Genomic DNA, 22,291 nt, shown 5'->3' on the forward strand with positions numbered 1-22,291 from the left:
CCGCTACTTGACCGCAGCCGGTTCCGGGGCCGACTCGGCGGCGGGCTCGCCGGGGCCGGCGGCGTCCGGCTTCGGGATGAAGGACGCCACGACGAACGCGAGCAGCGCCGCACCGGCGCCGACCGCGAGGACCACCTTGAAGGCGTTCTCGGACGGCAGGGCGTAGCCGCCGAGGTCCGTGGTCATCTGGGCGAGGATGACGCCCGCGACCGCGCTCGCGGTGGACGTGCCGAGCGAGCGCATCAGCGTGTTGAGGCTGTTGGCCGCGGCCGTCTCCGAGGCGGGGACGGCGCCCATGATCAGGGCCGGCATGGAGCCGTACGCGAAGCCGATGCCCATGCCGATGACGCAGGCCACCAGGATGAAGTGCCAGACCTCGGACATCAGGACGATGTTGAGGCCGTAGCCCGCGGCGACGACGAGGACGCCGATCATCAGCGTGACCTTGGGACCCCGGGTCCGGGAGATGGCCGCCGACACGGGGGCCGTGGCCATCATGACCAGGCCGGACGGCGCCAGGCACAGGCCCGCGACCAGCATCGACTTGCCGAGGCCGTACCCGGTCTCGGCGGGCAGCTGGAGGAGCTGCGGGAGCACCAGGCTCATCGCGAACATCGCGAAGCCCACCGCTATGGACGCCAGGTTGGTGACGAGCACCTGGCGGCGGGCGGTCGTGCGCAGGTCGACCAGCGGCTCGGGGATGCGCAGCTCCCACCAGCCCCACACGAGCAGGATCACGACGGCCGCCACGAACAGGCCGACCGTGGTGCCGCTGCCCCAGCCCCAGTCGGCGCCCTTGGAGATGGCCAGCAGCAGGCAGACCAGTCCGGCCGCCATGCCGACGCCGCCGACGAGGTCGAACCGCCCGCCGGTGCGCACCCGGGACTCGGGGACGAACAGCAGCACGCAGATCAGCGCGACGACACCCATGGCCGCCGACGTCCAGAACAGCATGTGCCAGTCGAAGTTGTCGGCGATGACGGCGGCGGCGGGCAGACCGAGGGCGCCGCCGATGCCGAGGGAGGCGCTCATCAGGGCGGTGGCGGAGCCGAGGCGTTCGGCGGGCAGTTCGTCGCGCATGATGCTGATGCCGAGCGGGATCACACCGGACGCCAGGCCCTGGAGCACGCGGCCCACGACCATCGGGACGAGGGACTCGCTGAGCCCGCACATCACGGACCCGCCGATCAGCAGGACGACGCTGACGAGCAGCATCCGCCGCTTGCCGTACATGTCGCCGAGGCGGCCCATGACGGGCGTGGCGACGGCGGCGGCGAGCAGCGTCGCCGTGACCGCCCAGGCCGTGTCGGAGGCGGGCGCGTCCAGCAGCTTCGGCAGCTCCGGGACGATCGGGATGACCAGGGTCTGCATCAGCGAGACGACGATGCCCGCGAAGGCCAGCACCGCGACCACGGCGCTGGTGTTCGGCGGGGAGTCACCCCCGGCCACCGCGGTGGGAGGGGCAGGGGTGTGGGACATGGGGGTGCCTCCGTCGGCGTCCGAGCGTGACAGACACGCATTGATTGACGAAGGCAACCTTAAGTCAGTTGATTGACTTACTCAAATGAACAAAGGGGGACCCCCGGCCGTCCGGCACGGGGGTCCGGCCCTGGAGGGGGAGGGGTCAGCTGAGGGTCCGCAGCGACGCGGCGTCGTACGGCTTCAGCTCGTCGACGCGGCCCTCGAGGACCTTCGCCGCCCACTGCGGGTCCTGCAGCAGGGCGCGGCCGACGGCCACCAGGTCGTACTCGTCGCGCTCCAGCGCGTCCAGCAGGTCGTCGAAGCCCTTGGTGGCGGAGCCCTCCCCCACGAACGCCCGGATGAACTCGCCGTCGAGGCCGACCGAGCCGACCGTGATGGTGGGGAGGCCGGTCAGCTTCTTCGTCCAGCCCGCGAGGTTGAGGTCGGAGCCGTCGAACTCCGGGATCCAGTAGCGGCGGGTGGAGGCGTGGAAGGCGTCGACGCCGGCCGCGGCGAGCGGGGCGAGGATGGCCTCCAGCTCCTGCGGGGTCTCGGCGAGGCGCGCGTCGTACGCCTCCTGCTTCCACTGCGAGTAGCGGAAGATCACGGGGAAGGTGGGCGACACCCGCTCGCGTACGGCGGCCACGATCTCGGCGGCGAAGAGCGTGCGCGCGACCGGGTCGCCGCCGTAGGCGTCGGTGCGGCGGTTGGTGCCCGCCCACAGGAACTGGTCGACGAGGTAGCCGTGGGCACCGTGGATCTCCACGCCGTCGAAGCCGATGCGCTCGGCGTCGGCGGCGGCCTCCGCGAAGGCGGCGATCACGTCGTCCAGGTCCTGGCGGGTCATCGCCCGGCCGGTGGGCTCGTCGGCGCCGATGCGCAGCCCGGAGGGACCGATGGCCGGGGCGTCCGGGAAGGGCTGCTGGCCCTGCTCGCGGACCATGCCGATGTGCCACAGCTGCGGCACGATCGTGCCACCCGCCGCGTGCACCGCCTCGGCGACCTTCGCCCAGCCGGCCAGCTGCTCCTCGCCGTGGAACCGGGGCACCCGGTCGCTCTGGCCCGCCGACGGGTGCCCGACATAGGTGCCCTCGGTGACGATCAGACCGACGCCGGACGCCGCCCGGCGCGCGTAGTACGACAGCACGTCCTCCCCGGGGACGCCGCCCGGCGAGAACATCCGGGTCATCGGCGCCATCACGATGCGGTTCGGGACGGTGAGGCCGTTGATGACGGCCGGCCGGGACAGGATCTCGGCCGCACGGGAGGCGGCGGGCTGGGCGAGGGTCATACGGAGGGCTCCTCGGTGGGGGACGCGGTCGGCTGACCGGGCAGTATGTGCGCGTGCATTGTTACACCACCTTAAGCACTTCTCCGGCTCCCCCGCATCCCGTTCGCCGCTCCCGTCCGCGTGAGCCCGGACACGCCGAAGGGCGGCACCTCCTGCCGGAACAGGAAGTGCCGCCCTCCGTGTAGGACGTGACCGTCCGGGGTCAAGACCCCGAGGACGGTCAGAAGTCCATGTCACCGCCCGGCATGCCGCCGCCGGCCGGGGCCGCGGCCTTCTCCGGCTTGTCGGCGATGACGGCCTCGGTGGTGAGGAACAGCGCGGCGATCGACGCGGCGTTCTGCAGCGCGGAGCGCGTCACCTTGGCCGGGTCGATGATGCCCTCGGCGACCAGGTCGACGTACTCACCGGTCGCGGCGTTCAGGCCGTGACCCGGGGTGAGGTTGCGGACCTTCTCCACCACGACGCCGCCCTCGAGGCCGGCGTTGACGGCGATCTGCTTCAGCGGGGCCTCGAGCGCGAGCTTGACGGCGGCCGCACCGGTCGCCTCGTCACCCTGCAGCTCCAGCTTCTCGAAGACGCTGGAGGCCTGCAGCAGGGCCACGCCACCACCGGCGACGATGCCCTCCTCGACGGCCGCCTTGGCGTTGCGCACGGCGTCCTCGATGCGGTGCTTGCGCTCCTTGAGCTCCACCTCGGTGGCGGCACCGGCCTTGATGACCGCGACACCGCCGGCGAGCTTCGCCAGGCGCTCCTGCAGCTTCTCGCGGTCGTAGTCCGAGTCGCTGTTCTCGATCTCGGCGCGGATCTGGTTGACCCGGCCCTGGACCTGCTCGGAGGAGCCGGCACCGTCGACGATGGTGGTCTCGTCCTTGGTGATGACGACCTTGCGGGCCTTGCCCAGGAGGTCCAGGGAGGTGTTCTCCAGCTTGAGACCGACCTCCTCGGAGATGACCTCGCCACCGGTGAGGATGGCGATGTCGTTCAGCATCGCCTTGCGGCGGTCGCCGAAGCCCGGGGCCTTGACCGCGACGGACTTGAAGGTGCCGCGGATCTTGTTGACGACCAGGGTCGACAGGGCCTCGCCCTCGACGTCCTCGGCGATGATCAGCAGCGGCTTGCCCGACTGCATGACCTTCTCCAGGAGCGGGAGCAGGTCCTTGACGTTCGTGATCTTGGAGTTCGCGATCAGGATGTACGGGTCGTCGAGGACGGCCTCCATACGCTCCATGTCGGTGGCGAAGTACGCCGAGATGTAGCCCTTGTCGAAGCGCATACCCTCGGTGAGCTCCAGCTCCAGACCGAAGGTCTGGGACTCCTCGACGGTGATGACGCCTTCCTTGCCGACCTTGTCCATGGCCTCGGCGATGAGCTCGCCGATCTGGGTGTCGGCGGCGGAGATGGAGGCCGTGGAAGCGATCTGCTCCTTGGTCTCGACATCCTTGGCCTGCTCGAGCAGGGCGGCGCTGACGGCCTCGACGGCACGCTCGATGCCGCGCTTGAGGGCCATCGGGTTGGCGCCGGCGGCGACGTTGCGCAGGCCCTCCTTGACCAGGGCCTGGGCGAGGACGGTCGCGGTGGTCGTACCGTCACCGGCGACGTCGTCCGTCTTCTTGGCGACTTCCTTGACCAGCTCGGCGCCGATCTTCTCGTACGGGTCCTCGAGCTCGATCTCCTTGGCGATGGAGACACCATCGTTGGTGATCGTGGGGGCGCCCCACTTCTTCTCGAGGACGACGTTGCGGCCCTTGGGGCCGAGCGTCACCTTGACGGCGTCCGCGAGCTGGTTCATGCCGCGCTCGAGGCCGCGCCGCGCCTCCTCGTCGAACGCGATGATCTTGGCCATGTGAAGTGGTCCCTCCAGGACTGGGGGTGATTCCTTCGGACCGCGCCCGCGCCCGCGACGGACGGCTCGCCGGCCGCGTGGTTCCTTGCCCCACCTGGCCTGCGGGCCTCACCGACCCGGTCCTCCTTTGTCACTCTCACCTTCAGAGTGCTAACGCCAATGATTAGCACTCGGGGTACGAGAGTGCAAGGCGCCCGCGCTGCGCGCCCGTCGCGCACAGGGGCGCGCGGGCACGGCGAAGGGCCCGCGCCCCCCAGGAGGCGCGGGCCCTTCGAAGAAGAACGTCGCTGCTGTTCGTCGACGCGTGCTTCAGCCGGTCGCCAGCCGGACCATGTCCGCCTGCGGCCCCTTCTGACCCTGCGAGATCTCGAAATCGACCCGCTGGCCCTCTTCCAGGGTGCGGTAACCGTCCATCTGGATCGCGCTGTAGTGGACGAAAACATCCGCACCACCGTCGACCGCGATGAAGCCGTACCCCTTCTCCGCGTTGAACCACTTGACGGTGCCCTGAGCCATGCCTAACTCCCCTATTACTGGCCCTTGCACAGATCCACACTTCGCGGATCCGGGTCAGACCTCACCCCCCAATCGGTCGGGGGCGTGCGCCGGAACGCGTCGACCGCGGCTGAATGTATCTGCCCAACTGCCGTCTGCAACAGGTCAATCGGACGAGAAATCCGGGCACGACCGGTCGGGAATGTGGGGACAATTCCGCTGACTTCGCGTCAAGTCGGGCCGGACAAACGGGGCATAGGCCGCAAAAAGGCCGCGTACTTTGGCTACTTCTTGTCGGGTCGGCGGCACCCATCAAAGGCGGCCGGTCCATGAACCGGCGGTGCGTTCCCCAACTGTACCCCGCTCAATCACACAGAATTGCCTCCTCCGTTTCTCTCACGGAGGAGGCAATTCGATGAACGCTCGGTGAGCGCGGTTACCGAAGGTAATGTTCGGTCATCCGGTCAGCCGCCGGCGACGGCCGGAATGATGGAGACGCCGGCGCCGTCCGGAGTGGCGGTCTCCAGACCCTGCTCGAAACGCACGTCGTCGTCGTTCACGTACACGTTCACGAAGCGGCGGAGCTTGCCCTGGTCGTCCAGCACCCGGGCGGCGATCCCCGTGTGGTTCTTCTCCAGGTCGGAGATGACCTCGGCCAGGGTCGCGCCCTCGGCGGCGACCTCGGCCTGACCGCCGGTGTAGGTGCGCAGGATGGTCGGGATGCGAACGGTCACGCTCATGCGAGGCCAGCCTCTCGGAAGGAGTCAAGGTTGGGACGAATCGTCGCGGTGAGGCCCGTACCCGCCACCGCGTCCAGCGTCTTCAGGCCGTCACCGGTGTTCAGGACGACCGTGGTCCTGGTGGGGTCGAGGACCCCGCTCTCGATGAGCTTCTTCGTGACGCCCACCGTGACGCCGCCCGCGGTCTCGGCGAAGACGCCCTCGGTGCGCGCGAGCAGCTTGATCGCCTGCACGATCTCGGCGTCCGTCACGTCCTCCACCGCACCGCCCGTGCGGCGCGCGATGTCCAGGACGTAGGGGCCGTCGGCCGGGTTGCCGATGGCGAGCGACTTGGCGATGGTGTCCGGCTTCTGCGGGCGGACCACGTCGTGGCCCGCCTTGAAGGCGGTGGACACCGGCGAGCAGCCCTCGGCCTGGGCACCGAAGATCTTGTACGGCTTGTCCTCGACGAGCCCGAGCTTGATCAGCTCCTGCAGACCCTTGTCGATCTTGGTGAGCTGGGAGCCGGAGGCGATCGGGACGACCAGCTGGTCCGGCAGCCGCCAGCCGAGCTGCTCGCAGATCTCGTACGCGAGGGTCTTGGAGCCCTCGGCGTAGTACGGCCGCAGATTGACGTTCACGAAGCCCCAGCCCTCACCGGCCGGGTCGCCGATCAGCTCGGAGCAGAAACGGTTCACGTCGTCGTAGTTGCCCTCGATGCCGACGAGCTCGCCGCCGTAGATCGCGGCCATGACGACCTTGCCCTGCTCCAGGTCGTGCGGGATGAACACGCACGAGCGGAGGCCGGCGCGGGCCGCGGCGGCGCCCACCGCGCCGGCCAGGTTGCCCGTCGAGGAGCAGGACAGGGTGGTGAAGCCGAAGGCGCGCGCGGCCTCCAGGGCCTGCGCGACGACGCGGTCCTTGAAGCTGTGCGTCGGGTTGCCGGAGTCGTCCTTGACGTACAGGCCGCCGGTGACGCCCAGTTCGCGGGCGAGGTTGTCGGCCTTGACGAGCTTGGTCCAGCCGGGGTTGATGTTCGGCTTGTCCGCCACGTCGGCCGGGACGGGCAGCAGGGGCGCGTAGCGCCAGATGTTCGCGGGGCCCGCCTCGATGCGCTGACGGAGCTTCTCGGTGTCGTAGCCGGAGAAGTCGTACGCGATCTCGAGCGGGCCGAAACACTCCTCGCAGGCGAAGACCGGGCCGAGCGGGACCCGGTGGCCGCACTCGCGACAGGAGAGCGCCGCTGCGGGGCCGAGGTCTACGGTGGAGTCGGTGCTGCTTGCAACAGTCTGCACAGCCATGTGAGGCGAGGCCCTTTCTCCTCATCTTCCTCACGACGCATCTCGCCGTGAGACGGATTTGGCACCTTCCCTAGCCGGGAGCCTCGCGAGGACGATCAACGGTGACGATCGACGCTGATCTACGAGAACCGACTGGAGGGTTGCCGGGGCTTCATCGGGCCGTGTCCCTCTGCCCCTCTGGATGAGCGGTATGCGGTTGTACTGCGGTTGTGAACCCGGGCGACCCTGACATGCGATGGTCACTCGCGTTGTTCAAGACTGTAACCGAAGGCCAGGACAGTTGAGAGAGCCGTCCGAACCGCGAGATGGATCACCGACGTCGTTCGACAGTTTCGACAGTGAGGAGCCGCCGACCGTGCTGGAAGAAGTCGAGCGCTGGCTGATCAGCCGCTCCTGGTCCCTGGCCGACCGCCCGCTGCACCATGTCCTGGCCGCCAAACAGCGCAGCGGCCAGTCGGTGTCGGTCGTCCTGCCCGCGCTCAACGAGGAGGAGACGGTCGGCGACATCGTCGCGATCATCGCCCACGACCTGGTGCACCAGGTGCCGCTGGTCGACGAGATCGTCGTCGTCGACTCCGGGTCCACCGACCGCACCGCCGAGGTCGCCGCGGCGGCCGGCGCGCGGGTCGTGCACCGCGACGACATCCTGCCCCGCGTCCCGGCCGTGCCCGGCAAGGGCGAGGTGCTGTGGCGGTCGCTGCTGGTCACGGGCGGGGACATCGTCTGCTTCGTCGATGCCGACCTGCGCGAGTTCTCCTCGGACTTCGTCCTCGGCATCGTCGGGCCGCTGCTCACCGACCCCGGAATCGACCTGGTCAAGGCGATGTACGACCGCCCGCTCGGCGGCGCGTCCGGGCAGGGCGGCCGGGTCACCGAGCTGATGGCCCGCCCCCTGCTGAACATGCACTGGCCGCAGCTGGCCGGATTCGTACAGCCCCTCGGCGGCGAGTACGCGGCCCGGCGCAGCCTCCTGGAGCAGCTGCCCTTCCCGGTCGGGTACGGCGTCGAGCTGGGCATGCTGGTGGACGCCCTGCATCTGGTGGGCCTGGACGCCCTCGCGCAGGTGGACGTGGGGGTGCGCAAGCACCGGCACCAGGACGGGCAGGCGCTGGGCCGGATGTCCGCGGCGATCTACCGCACCGCCCAGCTGCGGCTGGCGCGCGGGCATCTGGTGCGTCCGGCGCTGACCCAGTTCGAGCGCGGCGCCGACGGTTTCGAGCCACGGACGTACTCGGTGGACACCGAGGAGCGGCCGCCGATGGTGGAGATCGCGGAGTACGCGACGCGCAGGGTCGCGTGAACGCCGGGCACCGGCCGTATACAGCGCGTACGTGAGCCCCCACTGAGCCGAACCGCACGTTTGAGCGTTTCCGGGCCGGGCTAGGTTGAGGCGTATGGCTTCCCCGCAGACTGCTGCCAAGGTACTGGTCGCCTCGAACCGCGGCCCGGTCTCCTACGAGGTGCGCGACGACGGTTCGCTGCACAGCAAGAGGGGCGGCGGCGGAATGGTCTCCGGACTGTCGGCGATCGGGCCGGACGCGGGCGCCCTGTGGGTGTGCTCGGCGCTGTCCGACGGCGACCGGGAGGCGGTGCGCCGCGGGGCCGGCGAGGACGGCGTGCTGATGCTGGACATCCCGGCGGACGTGCACGCGGACGCCTACAACGGCATCGCGAACTCGGTCCTGTGGTTCGTGCACCACATGCTCTACCAGACCCCGCTGGAGCCGGTCTTCGACGCGGAGTTCCGGCGCCAGTGGGCCTCGTACGAGACGTACAACCGCGCCTTCGCCGAGGCGCTGGCCGAGCGGGCGGCCCCCGGGGCGGCCGTGCTGGTGCAGGACTACCACCTGACGCTGGTGCCGGGGATGCTGCGCGAGCTGCGCCCGGACCTGCGGATCGGGCACTTCTCGCACACGCCGTGGGCGCCGCCGGAGTACTTCGCGATGCTGCCCGACGACATCGCCCGGCAGGTCCTCGGCGGGATGCTCGGCGCGGACCGGCTCGGCTTCCTCACCCGGCGCTGGGCGGACGCCTTCGAGGCGTGCTGCGAGCGGTTCGCCGGCGGGCTCGGCGGCACCCGGATCGGGGTGCACGGGCTGGGCGCGGACGCGGACTTCCTGCGGGCCCGCTCGCACGAGTCCGACGTGTCCGAGCGGATGACGGCGCTGCGCGAGGAGATCGGCACCGCCCCGGACGGCTCGCCCCGCCGCACCGTCGTGCGCGTCGACCGCACCGAGCTGTCCAAGAACATCGTGCGCGGCCTGCTGGCGTACCGGCAGCTCCTCGACGACCACCCCGAGTGGCGCGAACGGGTGGTGCACGTCGCCTTCGCCTACCCCTCCCGGCAGGATCTCGCCGTCTACCGCGAGTACACGGCCGAGGTGCAGCGGGTCGCCCGGGAGATCAACGACGCCTACGGGACGCCCGGCTGGACGCCGGTCGTCCTGCACGTCAAGGACGACTTCGCCCGCTCCCTGGCCGCCTACCGGCTGGCGGACGTGGCCCTGGTCAACCCCATCCGGGACGGTATGAACCTGGTCGCCAAGGAGGTGCCGCTCGTCTCCGACGAGGGGTGCGTCCTGGTCCTGTCCCGCGAGGCCGGCGCCTTCGAGGAACTCGGCGAGGACGCCCTCCCGGTCAACCCGTACGACGTGATCGCCACGGCGGAGGCGCTGCACGAGGCGCTGTCGGTGCCCCCGGCGGAACGGGCGGAACGCTCCAAGCGCCTGGCGGCCGCGGCGACGGCCCTGCCCCCCGCCCAGTGGTTCCTGGACCAGCTGAACGCGCTGACGGGGGACGGGGCCGACGGGGCCTGACCGGTCAGGCCGTGGCCGTGCGGTCCGTCTTCGCGCGGCCCGTCTTGATGCGGTCCGCGAGGGTGCGCAGGAGCGCGACCACGCCCTCGGGACCCGGGACCACCACGTCCGCCCGCTCGGAGAGTTCCGTGACCTCCTCGCTGCCGCTGCAGACCAGGAGGCCGGGGACGCCCTTGGCGCGCAGGTCGTCGACGGCGGCGTAGGCGGGCAGGTCGCCGAGGTCGTCGCCGGCGTACAGGACCGCCTCGGCGCCGAGGGCGTGGGCGAGGTCGCTCAGGGCCTTGCCCTTGTCCATGCCGGGCGGGCGCAGTTCGAGGACCATCCGGCCCGGTTCGACGATGAGGCCGTTGCGCTCGGCCAGGTCGGTGAGCGGGCCGCGCAGGGCGTCGAAGGTGCCCTGCGGGTCGGCGGCGCGGCGCGTGTGCACGGCGACCGCGTGCCCCTTGTCCTCGATCCAGGTGCCGTCCTCGTGCTCCGCCAGCAGGGCGGGCAGCGCGGCGCGGGCGGCGGCGACCCCGCGGTGCGGGTCGGGTGCGGACAGCTCACCGCTCGCGGCGTCCCAGCGCTCGGCGCCGTAGTGCCCGAGCACCACCAGGTGCTCCAGGCCCGGGACCCCGGCGAAGCCTCCGTGGTGCACGGCCACCTCGGCGGGCCGGCCGGTGATCACGGCGACGGCGGCGACCTCGGGCGCGAGCTCGGCGAGCGCGGGCACCGCCTCCGGGTGGGCGCGCGCCTTCTCCGGGTCGGGCACGATCGGCGCGAGGGTCCCGTCGAAGTCCAGGGCGACCAGGGCGCGGGCGGGCCGGGCGAGCAGCGCGGCCAGCCCGTCCCGGCCGGGACGGGTGGCGGGCTCCGGCAGGGCCGCGCCGGACGCGGGGGCGGACGGGGTCGGGTCGTTCGGATCGTTGTGACGGGCCATACCTGGACACTATCCAGCGGCGCGCCGAGTAGCCCTCAGCGTTCGGATCGCCGCGCCTCGCGCACCCGGCGCAGCCGGTTCACCGTCACCGGGTCGTGGGCCAGGGCCCTCGGGTCGTCCAGCAGGGCGTTGAGCAGCTGGTAGTAGCGCACCGGCGCCAGGCCCAGCTCCTCGCGTATGGCGCGCTCCTTGGCGCCGGGGCCGGGAAAGCCCCGGCGCTCCAGGGCGAGCACCGCCCGTTCGCGGTCGGCGAGGGCCGGCTCGGGCCGTTCCTGCTGCTGGTCCATGCCTGGCACCGTAACCCCCGCCACCGACAGCGGCTCCTACTCGGCGGCGTCCAGCCGGTTCGCCGTGGTCTGGAGCCGAGCCAGGACGGTCGCCGGGCTGCCGCCGGAGGTGACCGTCGCGCCGATGCTCTTCTTGACGTCCGCGCTGACCGTGGCCCAGGAGGTCCGGCCGACCGGGTAGAGCTCGGAGGACGGCAGCTGCTCCAGGAACGGCTTGAGGTCGGCGTCCTCCTTCGCGCCGGACATCACATGGGACGCGGAGGTGGTGACGGGGAGCAGGTCGTAGCGCCGGGAGAAGTCCAGGACGTTCTTCTCGTCGTAGACGAAGTTCAGGAACGTGCCGATCTGCTCGGCGTGGTCGTTCTGCTTGAACGCCATCATCCAGTCGGCCACGCCCATGGAGAACTTGGTGGGCCCGTCGAGGCCGGGCATGGGCACCATGCCGAACTCCACGCCCTTCTTCTCGGCCGTCTGCATCAGCGAGGGGTGCCCGTTGAGCATGCCGACGTCGCCCTCGGTGAAGGCGGTGAAGGCGTCGGCGCGGTTCAGCTCGCCGGGCGGGACCGGGCCGGTGAGGCCCTTGCCGACCAGGTTGTCCCGCAGCCAGGTGAAGGTGCCGACGTTCTCCGGGGAGTCGATGCTGTAGGTGCCGAGCTGGGGGTCGGTGTAGCCGCCCCCGCCGCTGAGCAGCCACTGCATCGTCTCGGCCTGCGCCTCCTCGGACCCGAGCGGCAGCGCGTACGGGTACTTCACGCCCTGCGCCTTGAGTGCGGCGGCGGCGGACGCCAGCTCCTTCCAGGTCCGCGGGGCGGACAGGCCGGCCTGCTGGAAGAGGGTCTTGTTGTAGAAGAGCAGCCGCGTCGAGGACGCGAAGGGGAGGCCGTACTGGACGCCGTCCACCTGGCCCGCCTCGGCGAGCTGCGGGACGAGGTCGGCCTGCACCGGGATGGAGAGCAGGTCGTCGGCCGGGTAGAGCAGGTCCTTCGCGGCATAGTCGGCGTAGGCGCCGATCTGTGCGAGGTCGGGTGCCTCGCCCGCGGCGACCATCTCCTTGACCTTGGCGTCGACCTCGTTCCAGGAGTACACCTCGACGTCGACGGTCACGCCGGGATGCTCCGCCTCGTACGCCTCGGTGAGCTTGTCCCAGTACTTCCGCGAGCTGGTGGCCTTGCTGTCGCCGTAGTCGGCCGCCACCAGCCTGAGCGTGACGTCGTCCGTGTCACCAGTCACTCCGCAGCCGCCCAGCACCGCCGTCATGCCCAGTGCGGCCACCACCGCGACGACCGTCCCTGTACGCCTCCGACCACGCCGTTGCACGCGAATCCGCCCCATGCCTCTGTTCGAAAATTTCGAATCGTCATACATATGTGCCCCCACAGGTCTACACCACGTAAGTGGACTAGACCTCTCGCGGGTCGGCAAGCCACACTGTCCCCCGTGAGACATGTCATCGCCCTGGACGTGGGCGGCACCGGGATGAAGGCCGCCCTGGCCGGGGCGGACGGCGAGCTGCTCCACCAGGCCCGCCGGCCCACCGGCCGCGCGCGCGGACCGGAGGCCGTCGTCGAGGGCATCCTCGACTTCGCCGCCGAGCTGCGCGCCCACGGCGAGCGGCACTTCGGCGAGCCCGCGGCCGCCGCCGGTGTCGCGGTCCCCGGGATCGTCGACCCCGAGCGCGGCCTCGCCGTCTACGCCGCCAACCTGGGCTGGCGGGACGTCCCGCTGCGCGATCTGCTCGCCGCACGGCTCGGCGGGGTCCCCGTCGCCCTCGGCCACGACGTGCGCACCGGCGGCCTCGCCGAGGGCCGCGTCGGAGCCGGCCGCGGCGCCGACCGCTTCCTGTTCGTGCCCCTCGGCACCGGGATCGCCGGCGCCATCGGCATCGACGGCCGGGTGGAGGCGGGCGCGCACGGCTTCGCCGGCGAGATCGGCCATGTCGTCGTCCGGCCCGGCGGCGTCCCCTGCCCCTGCGGACAGCGGGGCTGTCTGGAGCGGTACGCCTCGGCGGCCGCCGTCAGCGAGGCGTGGGCCGCCGCCTGCGGCGACCCGGAGGCCGACGCGGCGGACTGCGCCAAGGCCGTCCTGTCCGGCGACCCGAACGCCGTCCGCGTATGGCGGACGGCCGTGGACGCGCTCGCCGACGGTCTGGTCACCGCCCTCACCCTGCTGGACCCGCGCACCCTGATCATCGGTGGCGGTCTGGCCGAGGCGGGGGAAACCTTGTTCACACCCCTGCGGGACGCGGTCCGGCGGCGGGTCACCTTCCAGAAGCTGCCGGAGATCGTCCCCGCGGCACTCGGGGACACGGCCGGCTGCCTCGGTGCCGGTCTTCTGGCCTGGGATCTCCTCACATCCACCGACCGCACGGAGGAATCGGCCTGATGGCAATCCCCTCAGGGGCGCGGGACAGCGCCACAACGCACCCCCGGCCCGCGGCGGACAGGGGGCCCCTCGTCCTGTCCGGCGCCCACGTGGTCCTGCCGACGGGGACGCTCGAAGAGGGCCAGGTGATCGTCGACGGCGCCCGGATCGCCGGCACGGCACCGGAGAACGCCCGCCGTGCCGACCTCACCGGCCACTGGATCGTCCCCGGCTTCGTGGACATCCACAATCACGGCGGCGGCGGGGCCTCCTTCACCTCGGGCACGCCCGAGGACGTGCTCCAGGGCATCCGCACCCACCGGCTGCACGGCACCACCACCCTCGTCGCCTCCACCGTCACCGGCGACATGGACTTCCTCACCCACCGGGCGGGCCTGCTCGCCGAGCTCGCCGAGCAGGGCGACATCGCGGGCATCCACTTCGAGGGGCCGTTCATCTCGCCGTGCCGCAAGGGCGCGCACTCCGAGGAGCTGCTGCGTGACCCGGACCCGGCGGACGTCCGCAAGCTGGTCGACGCGGCCCGCGGCCACGCGGCGATGGTCACCCTCGCCACCGAGCTGCCGGGCGGCATCGACTCCGTACGGCTGCTCGCCGAACACGGGGTGATCGCCGCGATCGGGCACACGGACGCCAGCTACGAGCAGACCGTGGAGGCGATCGACGCCGGCGCGACCGTCGCCACCCATCTGTTCAACGCGATGCCCCCGCTCGGCCACCGTGACCCCGGCCCGATCGTGGCCCTCCTGGAGGACGAGCGGGTGACGGTCGAGCTGATCAACGACGGCACCCATCTGCACCCGGCCTCGCTGGAGCTGGCGTTCCGTCACGCGGGCGCCGACCGGGTCGCGTTCATCACGGACGCGATGGACGCCGCCGGCTTCGGCGACGGCCGCTACATGCTCGGCCCGCTGGAGGTGGAGGTCGCCGACGGCGTGGCCCGCCTGGTGGAGGGCGGCTCGATCGCGGGCTCCACCCTCACCCTGGACCGCGCCTTCAAGCGCGCGGTGACCGTCGACCGGCTGCCGGTCGGGGACGTGGTGGCGGCCCTGTCGGCCAACCCCGCGAAGCTGCTCGGCCGCTACGACCGCGTCGGCTCGCTGGAGCCCGGCAAGGACGCCGACCTGGTCGTCCTGGACGCCGACTTCGACCTCAAGGGCGTGATGCGCCGGGGCGAATGGGTGATCGATCCCCAACTGGGGTGATGTGTCCGCCTGTTGAGGGCGGTGGTTGTCCTGGGAGACTGTGACGGCCGCCGCCCTTTTGGCATGATCGTGACGCCCGCACCGGACGTCCGCGGGTGAACGGCACACACATCGAGAACTTCTTTCGGGGGAGGTCGGCCCAGGTGATCCTGACGGTCACGCTGAACACCGCTCTCGACATCACGTACCGGGTCGGGGCGCTGCACCCCCACACCTCCCACCGGGTCTCCGAGGTCACCGAACGCGCCGGCGGGAAGGGCCTGAACGTGGCCCGCGTCCTGGCGGCCCTCGGACACGAGGTGACGGTCACCGGCTTCGCGGGCGGTACGACGGGCCGGGAGGTGCGGGAGCGGCTGACCGCCACCGCCGGGGTGGTCGACGCCCTGGTCCCGGTGACCGGCCCGACCCGGCGCACCGTCGCCGTCGTCGACGACCGCACCGGTGACACGACCCAGCTGAACGAGCCCGGCCCGACCGTCTCGCCCGCCGAGTGGTCCGCCTTCCAGGAGGCGTACGACACCCTCCTCGCCGGCGCGTCCGCGGTGGCCCTGTGCGGCAGCCTGCCGCCGGGGGTGCCGGTCGGGGCCTACGCCGGACTGGTCCGCTCCGCGCGGGCGGCCGGGGTGCCGGTCCTCCTCGACACCAGCGGGGAGGCGCTGCGCCGGGGGGTCGCCGCCCGCCCGGACGTGCTGAAGCCGAACGCCGGGGAACTGGCCGAGCTGACCGGGTCGCACGAGCCGTCCCGGGCGACGCAGGACGCGCGGCGCCGGGGCGCCCGAGCGGTGGTGGCCTCCCTCGGCGAGGGCGGACTGCTCGCGGTGACCCCGGAGGGGCGCTGGCGCGCGGCCCCGCCCGCCCGGCTGCGCGGCAACCCGACGGGCGCCGGTGACGCGGTGGTCGCGGGGCTGCTGTCGGGGCTGGTCGAAAATCTGGCCTGGCCGGACCGGCTGGCCCGGGCGACGGCGCTGGGCGCGGCGAGCGTGGCGGCACCGGCGGCCGGAGAGTTCGACCGCGGCACCTACGAGGACCTGCTGGGCCGGGTGGCGGTGACCGGCGAGGCCACCGCCGCGTAAGCCGTACTTACGATTTGACCCAGCCCTTGACCAGCCACATCTGGTCGAGCAGGGCGTCGCACTGGTTGCCCTCCTCGCACGACACCTTGATCGTGTTCGTGCCCTTGTTGAGCTGGACGTAGTTGTAGGTCTTCGTCCAGCCCTTCTCGTAGTCGCCCTCGGCGGCGTGCGCGTAGTTCTTGAGGTTGACCGGAGCGGTGGAGGGCGTGCCGTTGACCGTGAGCGTCGCGTTCTGGTCCTTGCCCGGGACGCTGTAGCCGACATAGACGGTGTACTTGCCGCCCTTCGGAATGCCGTTCACCGTCCAGGTGACCGACGAGCCGACCTGGTTGAAGCCGGTCACGTACACGCCGCCGTCCGCCTGGGCGCCCTTGACGTCGGACGCGGTGGCCGCGGTGCCGCCGAGGGCCAGCGTCTTGGCGTCGCTCTTCGGCAGCTCGACCTCGTCGCCGGGGCCGGTGGTCTTCGACGGCTTGGACTCCGCGCTCTGGGACTGCGTCGGGCCCGCCTGCGCGCCGTCGCCCGAGGGGTCGTCCTCGTCGTCGCCGCCCAGCATGGCCACGCTGATGCCGATGACGACCGCCGCGACGACCGCGATGGCGCCGATCAGCAGGCCCTTGGTGTTGGGCCCGCGACCGCGCCCGCCGCCACCGGTTCCGGCGCTGTGGGACATCTGGGTCGTCTGCGCCCCGCCGGGCAGGGTCTCCGGGGCCGCGTAGTGCGCGTTGGGCTGGCCGTAGGCGCCCTGCTGCTGCGGTATCTGGCCGGGACCGGCCGGCTGCTGGCCGTACTGGCGCTGGCCGACGGTCCGCACCCGGTTGACGGCGTTCGGGTAGCCGTAGCCACCGGACGGGGGCTGGGCGCCGTTGGCCTGCCCGTCGGCGTAGAGGTAGCCGAACGGGTCGTCGTCCTCGGGCGTAGTGGCGCCGTTGTTGCCGGACGTCATCCCTTGGTACTCCTCACCAGGTGCGGGCTGCGATGCAGGGGGTCAGAGTGGCGAGCCTACCCGCTCCTGTGCGCCCAAACGGGTGACTCACACCGCACCAGCTCGCTGACCTGGACTTCATCCCGCCCGTCTGTGCTGTTTGGGACGAGATCGTTTCTCTACGTACATCCGCTCGTCGGCGGACTTCAACACTTCGTCCGCGGTCATTCCGCAGTGTGCCCATCCGATGCCGAAGCTGGCGCCCACGCGCACGGCCCGGCCCTCGGCCCGGATGGGCTGGATGATCTCGTTGCGCAGCCGGACGGCGAGATCCTGGGCGTCGGCCCGGCCGAGCCCGTCCGCGAGGATCACGAACTCGTCGCCGCCGAGCCGGGCGACCGTGTCGCCGTCGCGGACGCCCCGGGTCAGCCGCCGGGCCACCTCGATGAGGACCGCGTCACCCGCGTTGTGCCCGAACCGGTCGTTGATCGACTTGAAGCCGTCAAGGTCGCAGAAGAGCACCGCGAGGCCCTTGGTGCCGTCGTCGCGCTCGGACTCCTCGGGCGCGACGCTGTGCACATGGTGGTCGTAGGCGTCCAGCGCCGCCGAGCCGGGGAAGTCGAAGCCGTGCCCGTTGGCGTCGAAGACGGCGGGGTGGCCGTAGGCGGCGTCCGTGGATTCCAGCGCGCCCCCGTGCGCCTGGCGCTTGCACAGCCGGGCGGACAGGCGTGAGCGCAGCTCCGCCGAGTTCGGCAGGCCGGTGAGCGAGTCGTGGGAGGCGCGGTGGGCGAGCTGGAGCTCGCGGCGCTTGCGCTCCTCGATGTCCTCGACATGGGTGAGCAGGAAGCGCGGGCCGTCGGCGGCGTCCGCGACCACGCTGTTGCGCAGGGAGACCCAGACATAGGTGCCGTCCCGGCGCGCGAGCCGCAGCTCGGCCCGGCCGCCCTCGGCGGAGGTGCGCAGCAGGGTGCCGATGTCCTCGGGGTGGACCAGGTCGGAGAAGGAGTAGCGGCGCATCGCGGAGGCCGGGCGGCCGAGCAGCCGGCACAGGGCGTCGTTGGTGCGCAGTATGCGGCCGTGCTGGTCGCCGCCCATCTCGGCGATCGCCATGCCGGAGGGCGCGTACTCGAAGGCCTGCCGGAAGCTCTCCTCGCTGGCCCGCAGCGCCTGCTGGTCACGCTCCAGACGGACCAGGGCCCGCTGCATATTCGCGCGTAGACGTGCGTTGCTGATGGCGATGGCGGCCTGGAAGGCGTACATCTGGAGCGCCTCGCGGCCCCAGGCGCCGGGCAGCCGGCCGTTGCGCGGGCGGTCGACCGAGAGCACGCCGATCAGCTCGCCGCACGCGCCGCCGTGCACGCCGGGCGTGTACATGGGGGCGAAGAGGCGGTCGGCGGGGTGCCACTCGTCCTCGAAGCGGGGCGCGGGGCCCTCGGTGTACCACTGCGGGACGTCGTCGTCGTCGAGGACCCAGCCCTCGGTGTGCGGGATGAAGACCAGGTCGCCCCAGTGCTCGCCCATGTTCAGCCGGCGGTCCCAGGACTCGCGGGAGCCGACGCGGCCGGTGATCAGGGCCTCGGCAGCCGGGTTGCCGGCGAAGGCGGCGACCACGAGATCGCCGTCGGGGCGCACCAGGTTGACGCAGGCGAGTTCGTAGCCGAGGCCGTTGACGACGCCGTCGGCGACGGTCTGGAGGGTGTCGGCCAGACTGCGAGCCGTGTTCATGTCAGCCATGACCTGGTGCAGTTGCCGCAGGGTCGCAAGACGGACGTACGGTTCCGACTCGGTCTCCATGCTCGCCCTCCCCCCGAGACCTCGCAGCGCTTCAAGGGTGCTCTTCGGCATATCGTCCTTGCTGGGTTCACCGCCACTGAATCACAGCGCGCTGCCCACTCGGTACACAGGGTCAACAATTAATGGCCCTTGTGACTCAAGTCACAGAAGAACATGAACAATTGAGCGGCGTTTCCGCGTTTTTCCTGTGCGTTCACAGAACGCAAACTTGGCGGCTGTGTGGAGGTGCCGCGAAACGCCCCGGAAGCCCGTACGTCGCGAGTCCTAGGTCCGTTCTCGTCCGCAGGCCCGATGTGCCCGCCGCCGGCCGACATTAGCGTTTCCCCGTGCCGAACTTCACCACTCCCGCGCCGCCCGTCACCGCCGTCCTCCCCGCCTCGCGCGGCCCCCACGGGCATGCTGAGGGAGTGAGCAACGACGAGTTCCGCGCCGCCATGTCGCGGCTGGCCGCGGGTGTGGTGCTGGTGACCGCCCTGGAGCCGCCCCTGGACCCCGACGACCCGCACGCGCCGGCCGGCGAGGACGTCGGGATGACGGCCACCGCCTTTCTGTCCGTGTCCCTGGACCCGCCGTTGGTGCTGGTCAGCCTGCGGGAGGGCTCGCGCATGGACGACCTGCTCGACGAGCAGCCGCTGTGGGCGGTGTCCGTCCTCTCCGAGAGCCAGCGGCACATCGCGGGCCGCTTCGCCATGAAGGGCCGGGTGAGCGACCGGCTGCTCTTCGCCGACATCCCGTACACGCGCGGCGCCGAGACGGGCGCCCCGCTGGTGGGCGGCGCGCTCGCCACGCTGGAGTGCCGCACCGAGCAGCGGGTGACGGCCGGCGACCACACGCTGGTGATCGGCCGCGTCCTGACGGCCTCGCTGCCGAGCCCGGACGGCGGCCCGCTGACGTATTTCCGGGGCCGTTACCGGCAGTTGAGGTGATCTCCGCGCGCGATGAGCGGCCGTCGCGGAGGAAATTCCCGCGCCTGTGGAAGATCGCGCGGCTTACCCTCCCGGGATGACGTCGATCACTTCCTCGCCGCGACTCGAAAAGATCACACCTGGAAATCTCGAGTCCGCCACGGGCATACGGGTCCGCCCCGACCAGGAACACGCGGTGACCCCCGTCGTGGAGTCCCTCGCCGAGGCGTACGTCCACCCCGAGGGGGTGGCCTGGCCGCGGCTGATCATGGACGGCGAGCGCCCGGTCGGCTTCCTGATGGCCTTCCTCGACATCGACTGGTACGGCGACGGCGGCAGCGTGCGCCGCTCGGGGCTGTGGCGGCTGAACATCGACGCGCGCGAGCAGGGCCGGGGCTACGGCCGGTTCGCGGTCGCGAGCGTGGCCGACGAGATCCGCCGCCGCGGCGGCCGAGAGCTGTACGTCACCTGGCACCCGGGCCCGGACGGCCCCGAGGGCTTCTATCTCGGCCTGGGCTTCCGTACGACCGGGGAGACGTCCGGCGACCAGACGGTGGGCGTGCTGGACCTGACGACGGCGAGTCTCTAAGGGCTGTCCCGAGAGCCTTCAGTTCCAGTCCCGGCCGGAGCGGCCGCGCTTGGTCTGGGCGCGCTGCTTCTTCTGCTGCAGCCGCCGCTCGTTGATCCCGCGCGGGACGCGCGTGGGGCGGCGCGGCTTGGGCGGCGGGGCCGTCGCCTCCGCGAGCAGCGAGGCCATCCGTACGGCGGCGGTCTCGCGGTTGCGCCACTGGGAGCGGTGCTCGGAGGACCGTACGGTCAGGACGCCGTCGACCAGCCGGCCGGCCAGCCGCTCCAGCGCGCGTTGCTTCCACACCTCGGGCAGCGCCTCGGTGGCCGCGAGGTCGAAGCGCAGCTCGACCTGCGAGTCACTGGTGTTGACGTGCTGGCCCCCGGGACCGCCCGAGCGCGAGAAACGCCACATGAGCTCGGCCTCCGGGAGGGAGACGGAGCCGCGGATGACATGGGGACCGGACATGTCCTCCATGGTCCCGCGCCTGTCCCGTCCACGTCACGCGAATATCGGCGGCGTACCGGCGGCGGTTGCCCCCTGCGGGCGTTCTTCGGCAAAGAAAGTAAAGACACCTGGAACTGAGCTACCGCTCTCCGCGTTCATAGGGGTAGCTGTAGCTTCTAGCCGTACCGCAACGAGGGAAGGGACTCCCAACAATGGCTGTAAGCCTGTCCAAGGGTGGCAACGTCTCGCTCACCAAGGAGGCTCCGGGCCTGACCGCCGTCACCGTGGGTCTCGGCTGGGACGTCCGCACCACCACCGGCACGGACTTCGACCTCGACGCCTCGGCGATCGCGGTCAACACGCAGGGCAAGGTCTACTCGGACGCCCACTTCGTCTTCTTCAACAACAAGCAGACCCCGGACAGCACGATCGTGCACACCGGTGACAACCGCACGGGCGAGGGCGCCGGCGACGACGAGGCGATCAACGTCAACCTGGCGGGTCTGCCCGCCGACATCGACAAGATCGTGTTCCCGGTCTCCATCTACGACGCGGAGAACCGCTCGCAGAACTTCGGCCAGGTCCGCAACGCGTACATCCGCATCGTGAACCAGGCCGGCGGCGCCGAGATCGCCCGCTACGACCTGTCGGAGGACGCCGCGACCGAGACCGCCATGGTCTTCGGCGAGCTGTACCGCAACGGGGCGGAGTGGAAGTTCCGTGCCGTCGGCCAGGGTTACGCCTCGGGCCTCGTCGGCATCGCGCAGGACTTCGGCGTCAACGTCTGACGGTCCCCCGCACCGACCCGAACCCCCCGGTTCCGCCGGGGGGTTCCGGCGTCGTACGGCCGCGCGGGCGCCCCTCCGATAGGTTGCCCCCGTGATCCTCGACCCCCTGCCGACCACTCCCGACCACGACATCCCGGCCCCGCTCCTGACCGAGCTGACCGCCCTGTACGCCTCCAACCGCGCGTTCCAGGCGCTCAGCGGCGACTTCCCCGACCCCGACGACATCCGGCCGGAGCAGGTGGCGGCGGCCCTGGCCGACGAGCTGGCCGTACCGGGGGCGGAGGTCCTGCTCGCGCGCAGCGCCGGACGGCTGGTCGGCGTCGTGATCACCCTGGCCCGCCACCCCGACCCCGACGATCCTGACCCATGGATCGGGCTGCTGATGGTGGACGCGTCGGCCCAGCGCCAGGGCCACGGCACCCGGCTCGCCGCGCTCGTGGAGGAGCGCCTGTCGGCCGCGGGCCACAGCGGCGTCCGCCTCGCGGTCCTCGACGGCAACGCTCCGGCCCTCGCCTTCTGGGCGTCCCTCGGCTACGAGGCGATCGGGCACGGCAGGGACCGCGAGCACGACCGGCCTTGCACGGTGCTGCGCAAGTCCCTGGCCGTCACCCCGCGCGCGGTGCTCACCGGCGCCCGGGTGGCCGTGCTCGACCCCGAGGGCGCGGTGTTCCTGTTCCGCTACGCCGACGACGAGGCCGGCCCGCACTGGGCCCTGCCCGGCGGCCCCGCCTCGGAGGAGGACCCCCGCGAGACCGCCGTACGCGAACTGCGCGCGGAGACCGGCTGGACGGACGTCGAGCCGGGGCCGCTGCTGTGCACCTGGGACCACGACTTCACCCACCAGGGCATCCCGCTGCGCCGCCGGGAGCACATCTACCTCGCGCTCGGCGCGCGCCGGGAGCCGACGGGCCCTCAGCTCGGCGAGGACGGCGGCGAGATCCTCGGCTGGCACTGGTGGACGGCGGCCGAACTCGTCGCCGCGCCGGAGCCGTTGTGGCCGCCGGACCTGGCCCGGCTGCTGGCCTCGTACACCGAGAGCACCGAGAGCACCGAGAACGGGGATTCCTGAGCCGTC

21 protein-coding genes and 1 riboswitch are annotated in these 22,291 nt (G+C 71.5%); of the genes, 9 read left to right on the plus strand and 12 right to left on the minus strand.

The window, feature by feature from the left end; genetic code table 11:
* Positions 1–3: 3 nt before the first annotated feature.
* The 6 genes from KBY32_RS20850 to thrC form a co-directional block, all read right to left on the minus strand.
* Positions 4–1,479, minus strand: a complete 1,476-nt coding sequence (locus KBY32_RS20850; RefSeq protein WP_210981152.1) for an MFS transporter — start codon at positions 1,477–1,479, stop codon at positions 4–6.
* A gap of 145 nt (positions 1,480–1,624) precedes the next feature.
* Positions 1,625–2,752, minus strand: a complete 1,128-nt coding sequence (locus KBY32_RS20855) for an NADH:flavin oxidoreductase (RefSeq protein ID WP_055625111.1) — start codon at positions 2,750–2,752, stop codon at positions 1,625–1,627.
* Positions 2,753–2,972: 220 nt separating this feature from the next.
* Positions 2,973–4,595, minus strand: a complete 1,623-nt coding sequence (gene groL / locus KBY32_RS20860) for a chaperonin GroEL (RefSeq protein ID WP_055625112.1) — start codon at positions 4,593–4,595, stop codon at positions 2,973–2,975.
* 309 nt (positions 4,596–4,904) lie between these two features.
* Complete coding sequence (locus tag KBY32_RS20865) at positions 4,905–5,111, minus strand: cold-shock protein (protein ID WP_007493268.1); 207 nt, start codon at positions 5,109–5,111, stop codon at positions 4,905–4,907.
* Between the two features lie 443 nt (positions 5,112–5,554).
* Positions 5,555–5,830: a MoaD/ThiS family protein gene (locus tag KBY32_RS20870; protein WP_055625113.1), complete on the minus strand. Its 276-nt coding sequence runs from the start codon at positions 5,828–5,830 to the stop codon at positions 5,555–5,557.
* Positions 5,827–7,110: a threonine synthase gene (gene thrC, locus KBY32_RS20875; RefSeq protein WP_115508171.1), complete on the minus strand. Its 1,284-nt coding sequence runs from the start codon at positions 7,108–7,110 to the stop codon at positions 5,827–5,829. The genes KBY32_RS20870 and thrC overlap by 4 nt, the downstream gene beginning before the upstream one ends.
* 18 nt (positions 7,111–7,128) lie before the next feature.
* Positions 7,129–7,298: riboswitch (SAM riboswitch) on the minus strand.
* A gap of 167 nt (positions 7,299–7,465) precedes the next feature.
* On the opposite strand from thrC, the gene KBY32_RS20880 reads away from it, so the two are divergent.
* Together KBY32_RS20880 and KBY32_RS20885 are read left to right on the plus strand one after the other, a co-directional pair.
* A complete protein-coding gene (locus KBY32_RS20880) occupies positions 7,466–8,410 on the plus strand; it encodes a glucosyl-3-phosphoglycerate synthase (RefSeq protein WP_210981153.1) in 945 nt (314 codons plus the stop codon).
* A gap of 94 nt (positions 8,411–8,504) precedes the next feature.
* Positions 8,505–9,926 (plus strand): trehalose-6-phosphate synthase, encoded by a 1,422-nt coding sequence (locus tag KBY32_RS20885; RefSeq protein ID WP_210981154.1) that lies wholly within the window; start codon positions 8,505–8,507, stop codon positions 9,924–9,926.
* A 4-nt stretch (positions 9,927–9,930) separates the two neighbouring features.
* Here the strand turns inward: KBY32_RS20885 and otsB are convergent, their stop codons facing one another.
* Genes otsB through KBY32_RS20900 form a run of 3 tightly spaced genes read right to left on the minus strand, consistent with a single transcriptional unit; the run spans position 9,931 to position 12,464 of the window.
* Positions 9,931–10,845, minus strand: a complete 915-nt coding sequence (otsB, locus tag KBY32_RS20890) for a trehalose-phosphatase (RefSeq protein WP_210981155.1) — start codon at positions 10,843–10,845, stop codon at positions 9,931–9,933.
* Between the two features lie 35 nt (positions 10,846–10,880).
* The gene (locus KBY32_RS20895; RefSeq protein WP_055625118.1) at positions 10,881–11,132 is read right to left on the minus strand and encodes a DUF3263 domain-containing protein; all 252 of its coding nucleotides are present in this window, start codon (positions 11,130–11,132) and stop codon (positions 10,881–10,883) included.
* Positions 11,133–11,168: 36 nt separating this feature from the next.
* On the minus strand, positions 11,169–12,464 hold the full coding sequence (locus tag KBY32_RS20900) for an extracellular solute-binding protein (protein ID WP_210981156.1): 1,296 nt from the start codon (positions 12,462–12,464) through the stop codon (positions 11,169–11,171).
* Positions 12,465–12,569: 105 nt separating this feature from the next.
* On the opposite strand from KBY32_RS20900, the gene KBY32_RS20905 reads away from it, so the two are divergent.
* The 3 genes from KBY32_RS20905 to KBY32_RS20915 all read left to right on the plus strand — a co-directional run bounded on the left by KBY32_RS20905 (position 12,570) and on the right by KBY32_RS20915 (position 15,789).
* A complete protein-coding gene (locus KBY32_RS20905) occupies positions 12,570–13,514 on the plus strand; it encodes an ROK family protein (protein WP_210981157.1) in 945 nt (314 codons plus the stop codon).
* Complete coding sequence (gene nagA, locus KBY32_RS20910; protein WP_210981158.1) at positions 13,514–14,716, plus strand: N-acetylglucosamine-6-phosphate deacetylase; 1,203 nt, start codon at positions 13,514–13,516, stop codon at positions 14,714–14,716. Before KBY32_RS20905 ends, nagA begins: the two co-directional genes overlap by 1 nt.
* Before the next feature lie 143 nt (positions 14,717–14,859).
* The gene (locus KBY32_RS20915) at positions 14,860–15,789 is read left to right on the plus strand and encodes a 1-phosphofructokinase family hexose kinase (protein ID WP_210981159.1); all 930 of its coding nucleotides are present in this window, start codon (positions 14,860–14,862) and stop codon (positions 15,787–15,789) included.
* 7 nt (positions 15,790–15,796) lie between these two features.
* Here KBY32_RS20915 and KBY32_RS20920 read toward each other — a convergent pair whose 3' ends face one another.
* Positions 15,797–16,735, minus strand: coding sequence for a CBM35 domain-containing protein (locus KBY32_RS20920; protein WP_210981160.1), 939 nt, complete (start codon positions 16,733–16,735; stop codon positions 15,797–15,799).
* Between the two features lie 117 nt (positions 16,736–16,852).
* Entirely contained in the window at positions 16,853–18,508 is a 1,656-nt protein-coding gene (gene cdgB / locus KBY32_RS20925) for a diguanylate cyclase CdgB (protein ID WP_210981161.1), read from the minus strand.
* Between the two features lie 326 nt (positions 18,509–18,834).
* Here cdgB and KBY32_RS20930 point away from each other — a divergent pair, with 326 nt between their 5' ends.
* On the plus strand, positions 18,835–19,434 hold the full coding sequence (locus KBY32_RS20930) for a flavin reductase family protein (RefSeq protein WP_079033910.1): 600 nt from the start codon (positions 18,835–18,837) through the stop codon (positions 19,432–19,434).
* Positions 19,435–19,510: 76 nt separating this feature from the next.
* Entirely contained in the window at positions 19,511–20,002 is a 492-nt protein-coding gene (locus KBY32_RS20935) for a GNAT family N-acetyltransferase (protein WP_199835488.1), read from the plus strand.
* Between the two features lie 18 nt (positions 20,003–20,020).
* Here KBY32_RS20935 and arfB read toward each other — a convergent pair whose 3' ends face one another.
* On the minus strand, positions 20,021–20,458 hold the full coding sequence (gene arfB / locus KBY32_RS20940; RefSeq protein ID WP_055625125.1) for an alternative ribosome rescue aminoacyl-tRNA hydrolase ArfB: 438 nt from the start codon (positions 20,456–20,458) through the stop codon (positions 20,021–20,023).
* A gap of 182 nt (positions 20,459–20,640) precedes the next feature.
* On the opposite strand from arfB, the gene KBY32_RS20945 reads away from it, so the two are divergent.
* A complete protein-coding gene (locus KBY32_RS20945) occupies positions 20,641–21,216 on the plus strand; it encodes a TerD family protein (RefSeq protein WP_037709701.1) in 576 nt (191 codons plus the stop codon).
* A 91-nt stretch (positions 21,217–21,307) separates the two neighbouring features.
* A complete protein-coding gene (locus tag KBY32_RS20950) occupies positions 21,308–22,285 on the plus strand; it encodes a bifunctional GNAT family N-acetyltransferase/NUDIX hydrolase (protein WP_210981162.1) in 978 nt (325 codons plus the stop codon).
* The last annotated feature ends 6 nt before the right edge of the window (positions 22,286–22,291 follow it).

Source organism: Streptomyces sp. RK62, from assembly GCF_018070255.1.
GTDB lineage: Bacteria > Actinomycetota > Actinomycetes > Streptomycetales > Streptomycetaceae > Streptomyces > Streptomyces nigra.

Coding starts and splice junctions, on each gene's coding strand:
- thrC (WP_115508171.1), bottom strand. CDS start 7,110: ATGGCTGTGCAGACTGTTGCAAGCAGCACCGACTCCACCGTAGACCTC.
- otsB (WP_210981155.1), bottom strand. CDS start 10,845: ATGGCCCGTCACAACGATCCGAACGACCCGACCCCGTCCGCCCCCGCG.
- KBY32_RS20870 (WP_055625113.1), bottom strand. CDS start 5,830: ATGAGCGTGACCGTTCGCATCCCGACCATCCTGCGCACCTACACCGGC.
- nagA (WP_210981158.1), top strand. CDS start 13,514: ATGGCAATCCCCTCAGGGGCGCGGGACAGCGCCACAACGCACCCCCGG.
- KBY32_RS20945 (WP_037709701.1), top strand. CDS start 20,641: ATGGCTGTAAGCCTGTCCAAGGGTGGCAACGTCTCGCTCACCAAGGAG.
- KBY32_RS20850 (WP_210981152.1), bottom strand. CDS start 1,479: ATGTCCCACACCCCTGCCCCTCCCACCGCGGTGGCCGGGGGTGACTCC.
- KBY32_RS20895 (WP_055625118.1), bottom strand. CDS start 11,132: ATGGACCAGCAGCAGGAACGGCCCGAGCCGGCCCTCGCCGACCGCGAA.
- arfB (WP_055625125.1), bottom strand. CDS start 20,458: ATGGAGGACATGTCCGGTCCCCATGTCATCCGCGGCTCCGTCTCCCTC.
- KBY32_RS20855 (WP_055625111.1), bottom strand. CDS start 2,752: ATGACCCTCGCCCAGCCCGCCGCCTCCCGTGCGGCCGAGATCCTGTCC.
- KBY32_RS20885 (WP_210981154.1), top strand. CDS start 8,505: ATGGCTTCCCCGCAGACTGCTGCCAAGGTACTGGTCGCCTCGAACCGC.
- cdgB (WP_210981161.1), bottom strand. CDS start 18,508: ATGGAGACCGAGTCGGAACCGTACGTCCGTCTTGCGACCCTGCGGCAA.
- KBY32_RS20900 (WP_210981156.1), bottom strand. CDS start 12,464: ATGGGGCGGATTCGCGTGCAACGGCGTGGTCGGAGGCGTACAGGGACG.
- KBY32_RS20865 (WP_007493268.1), bottom strand. CDS start 5,111: ATGGCTCAGGGCACCGTCAAGTGGTTCAACGCGGAGAAGGGGTACGGC.
- groL (WP_055625112.1), bottom strand. CDS start 4,595: ATGGCCAAGATCATCGCGTTCGACGAGGAGGCGCGGCGCGGCCTCGAG.
- KBY32_RS20935 (WP_199835488.1), top strand. CDS start 19,511: ATGACGTCGATCACTTCCTCGCCGCGACTCGAAAAGATCACACCTGGA.
- KBY32_RS20920 (WP_210981160.1), bottom strand. CDS start 16,735: ATGACGTCCGGCAACAACGGCGCCACTACGCCCGAGGACGACGACCCG.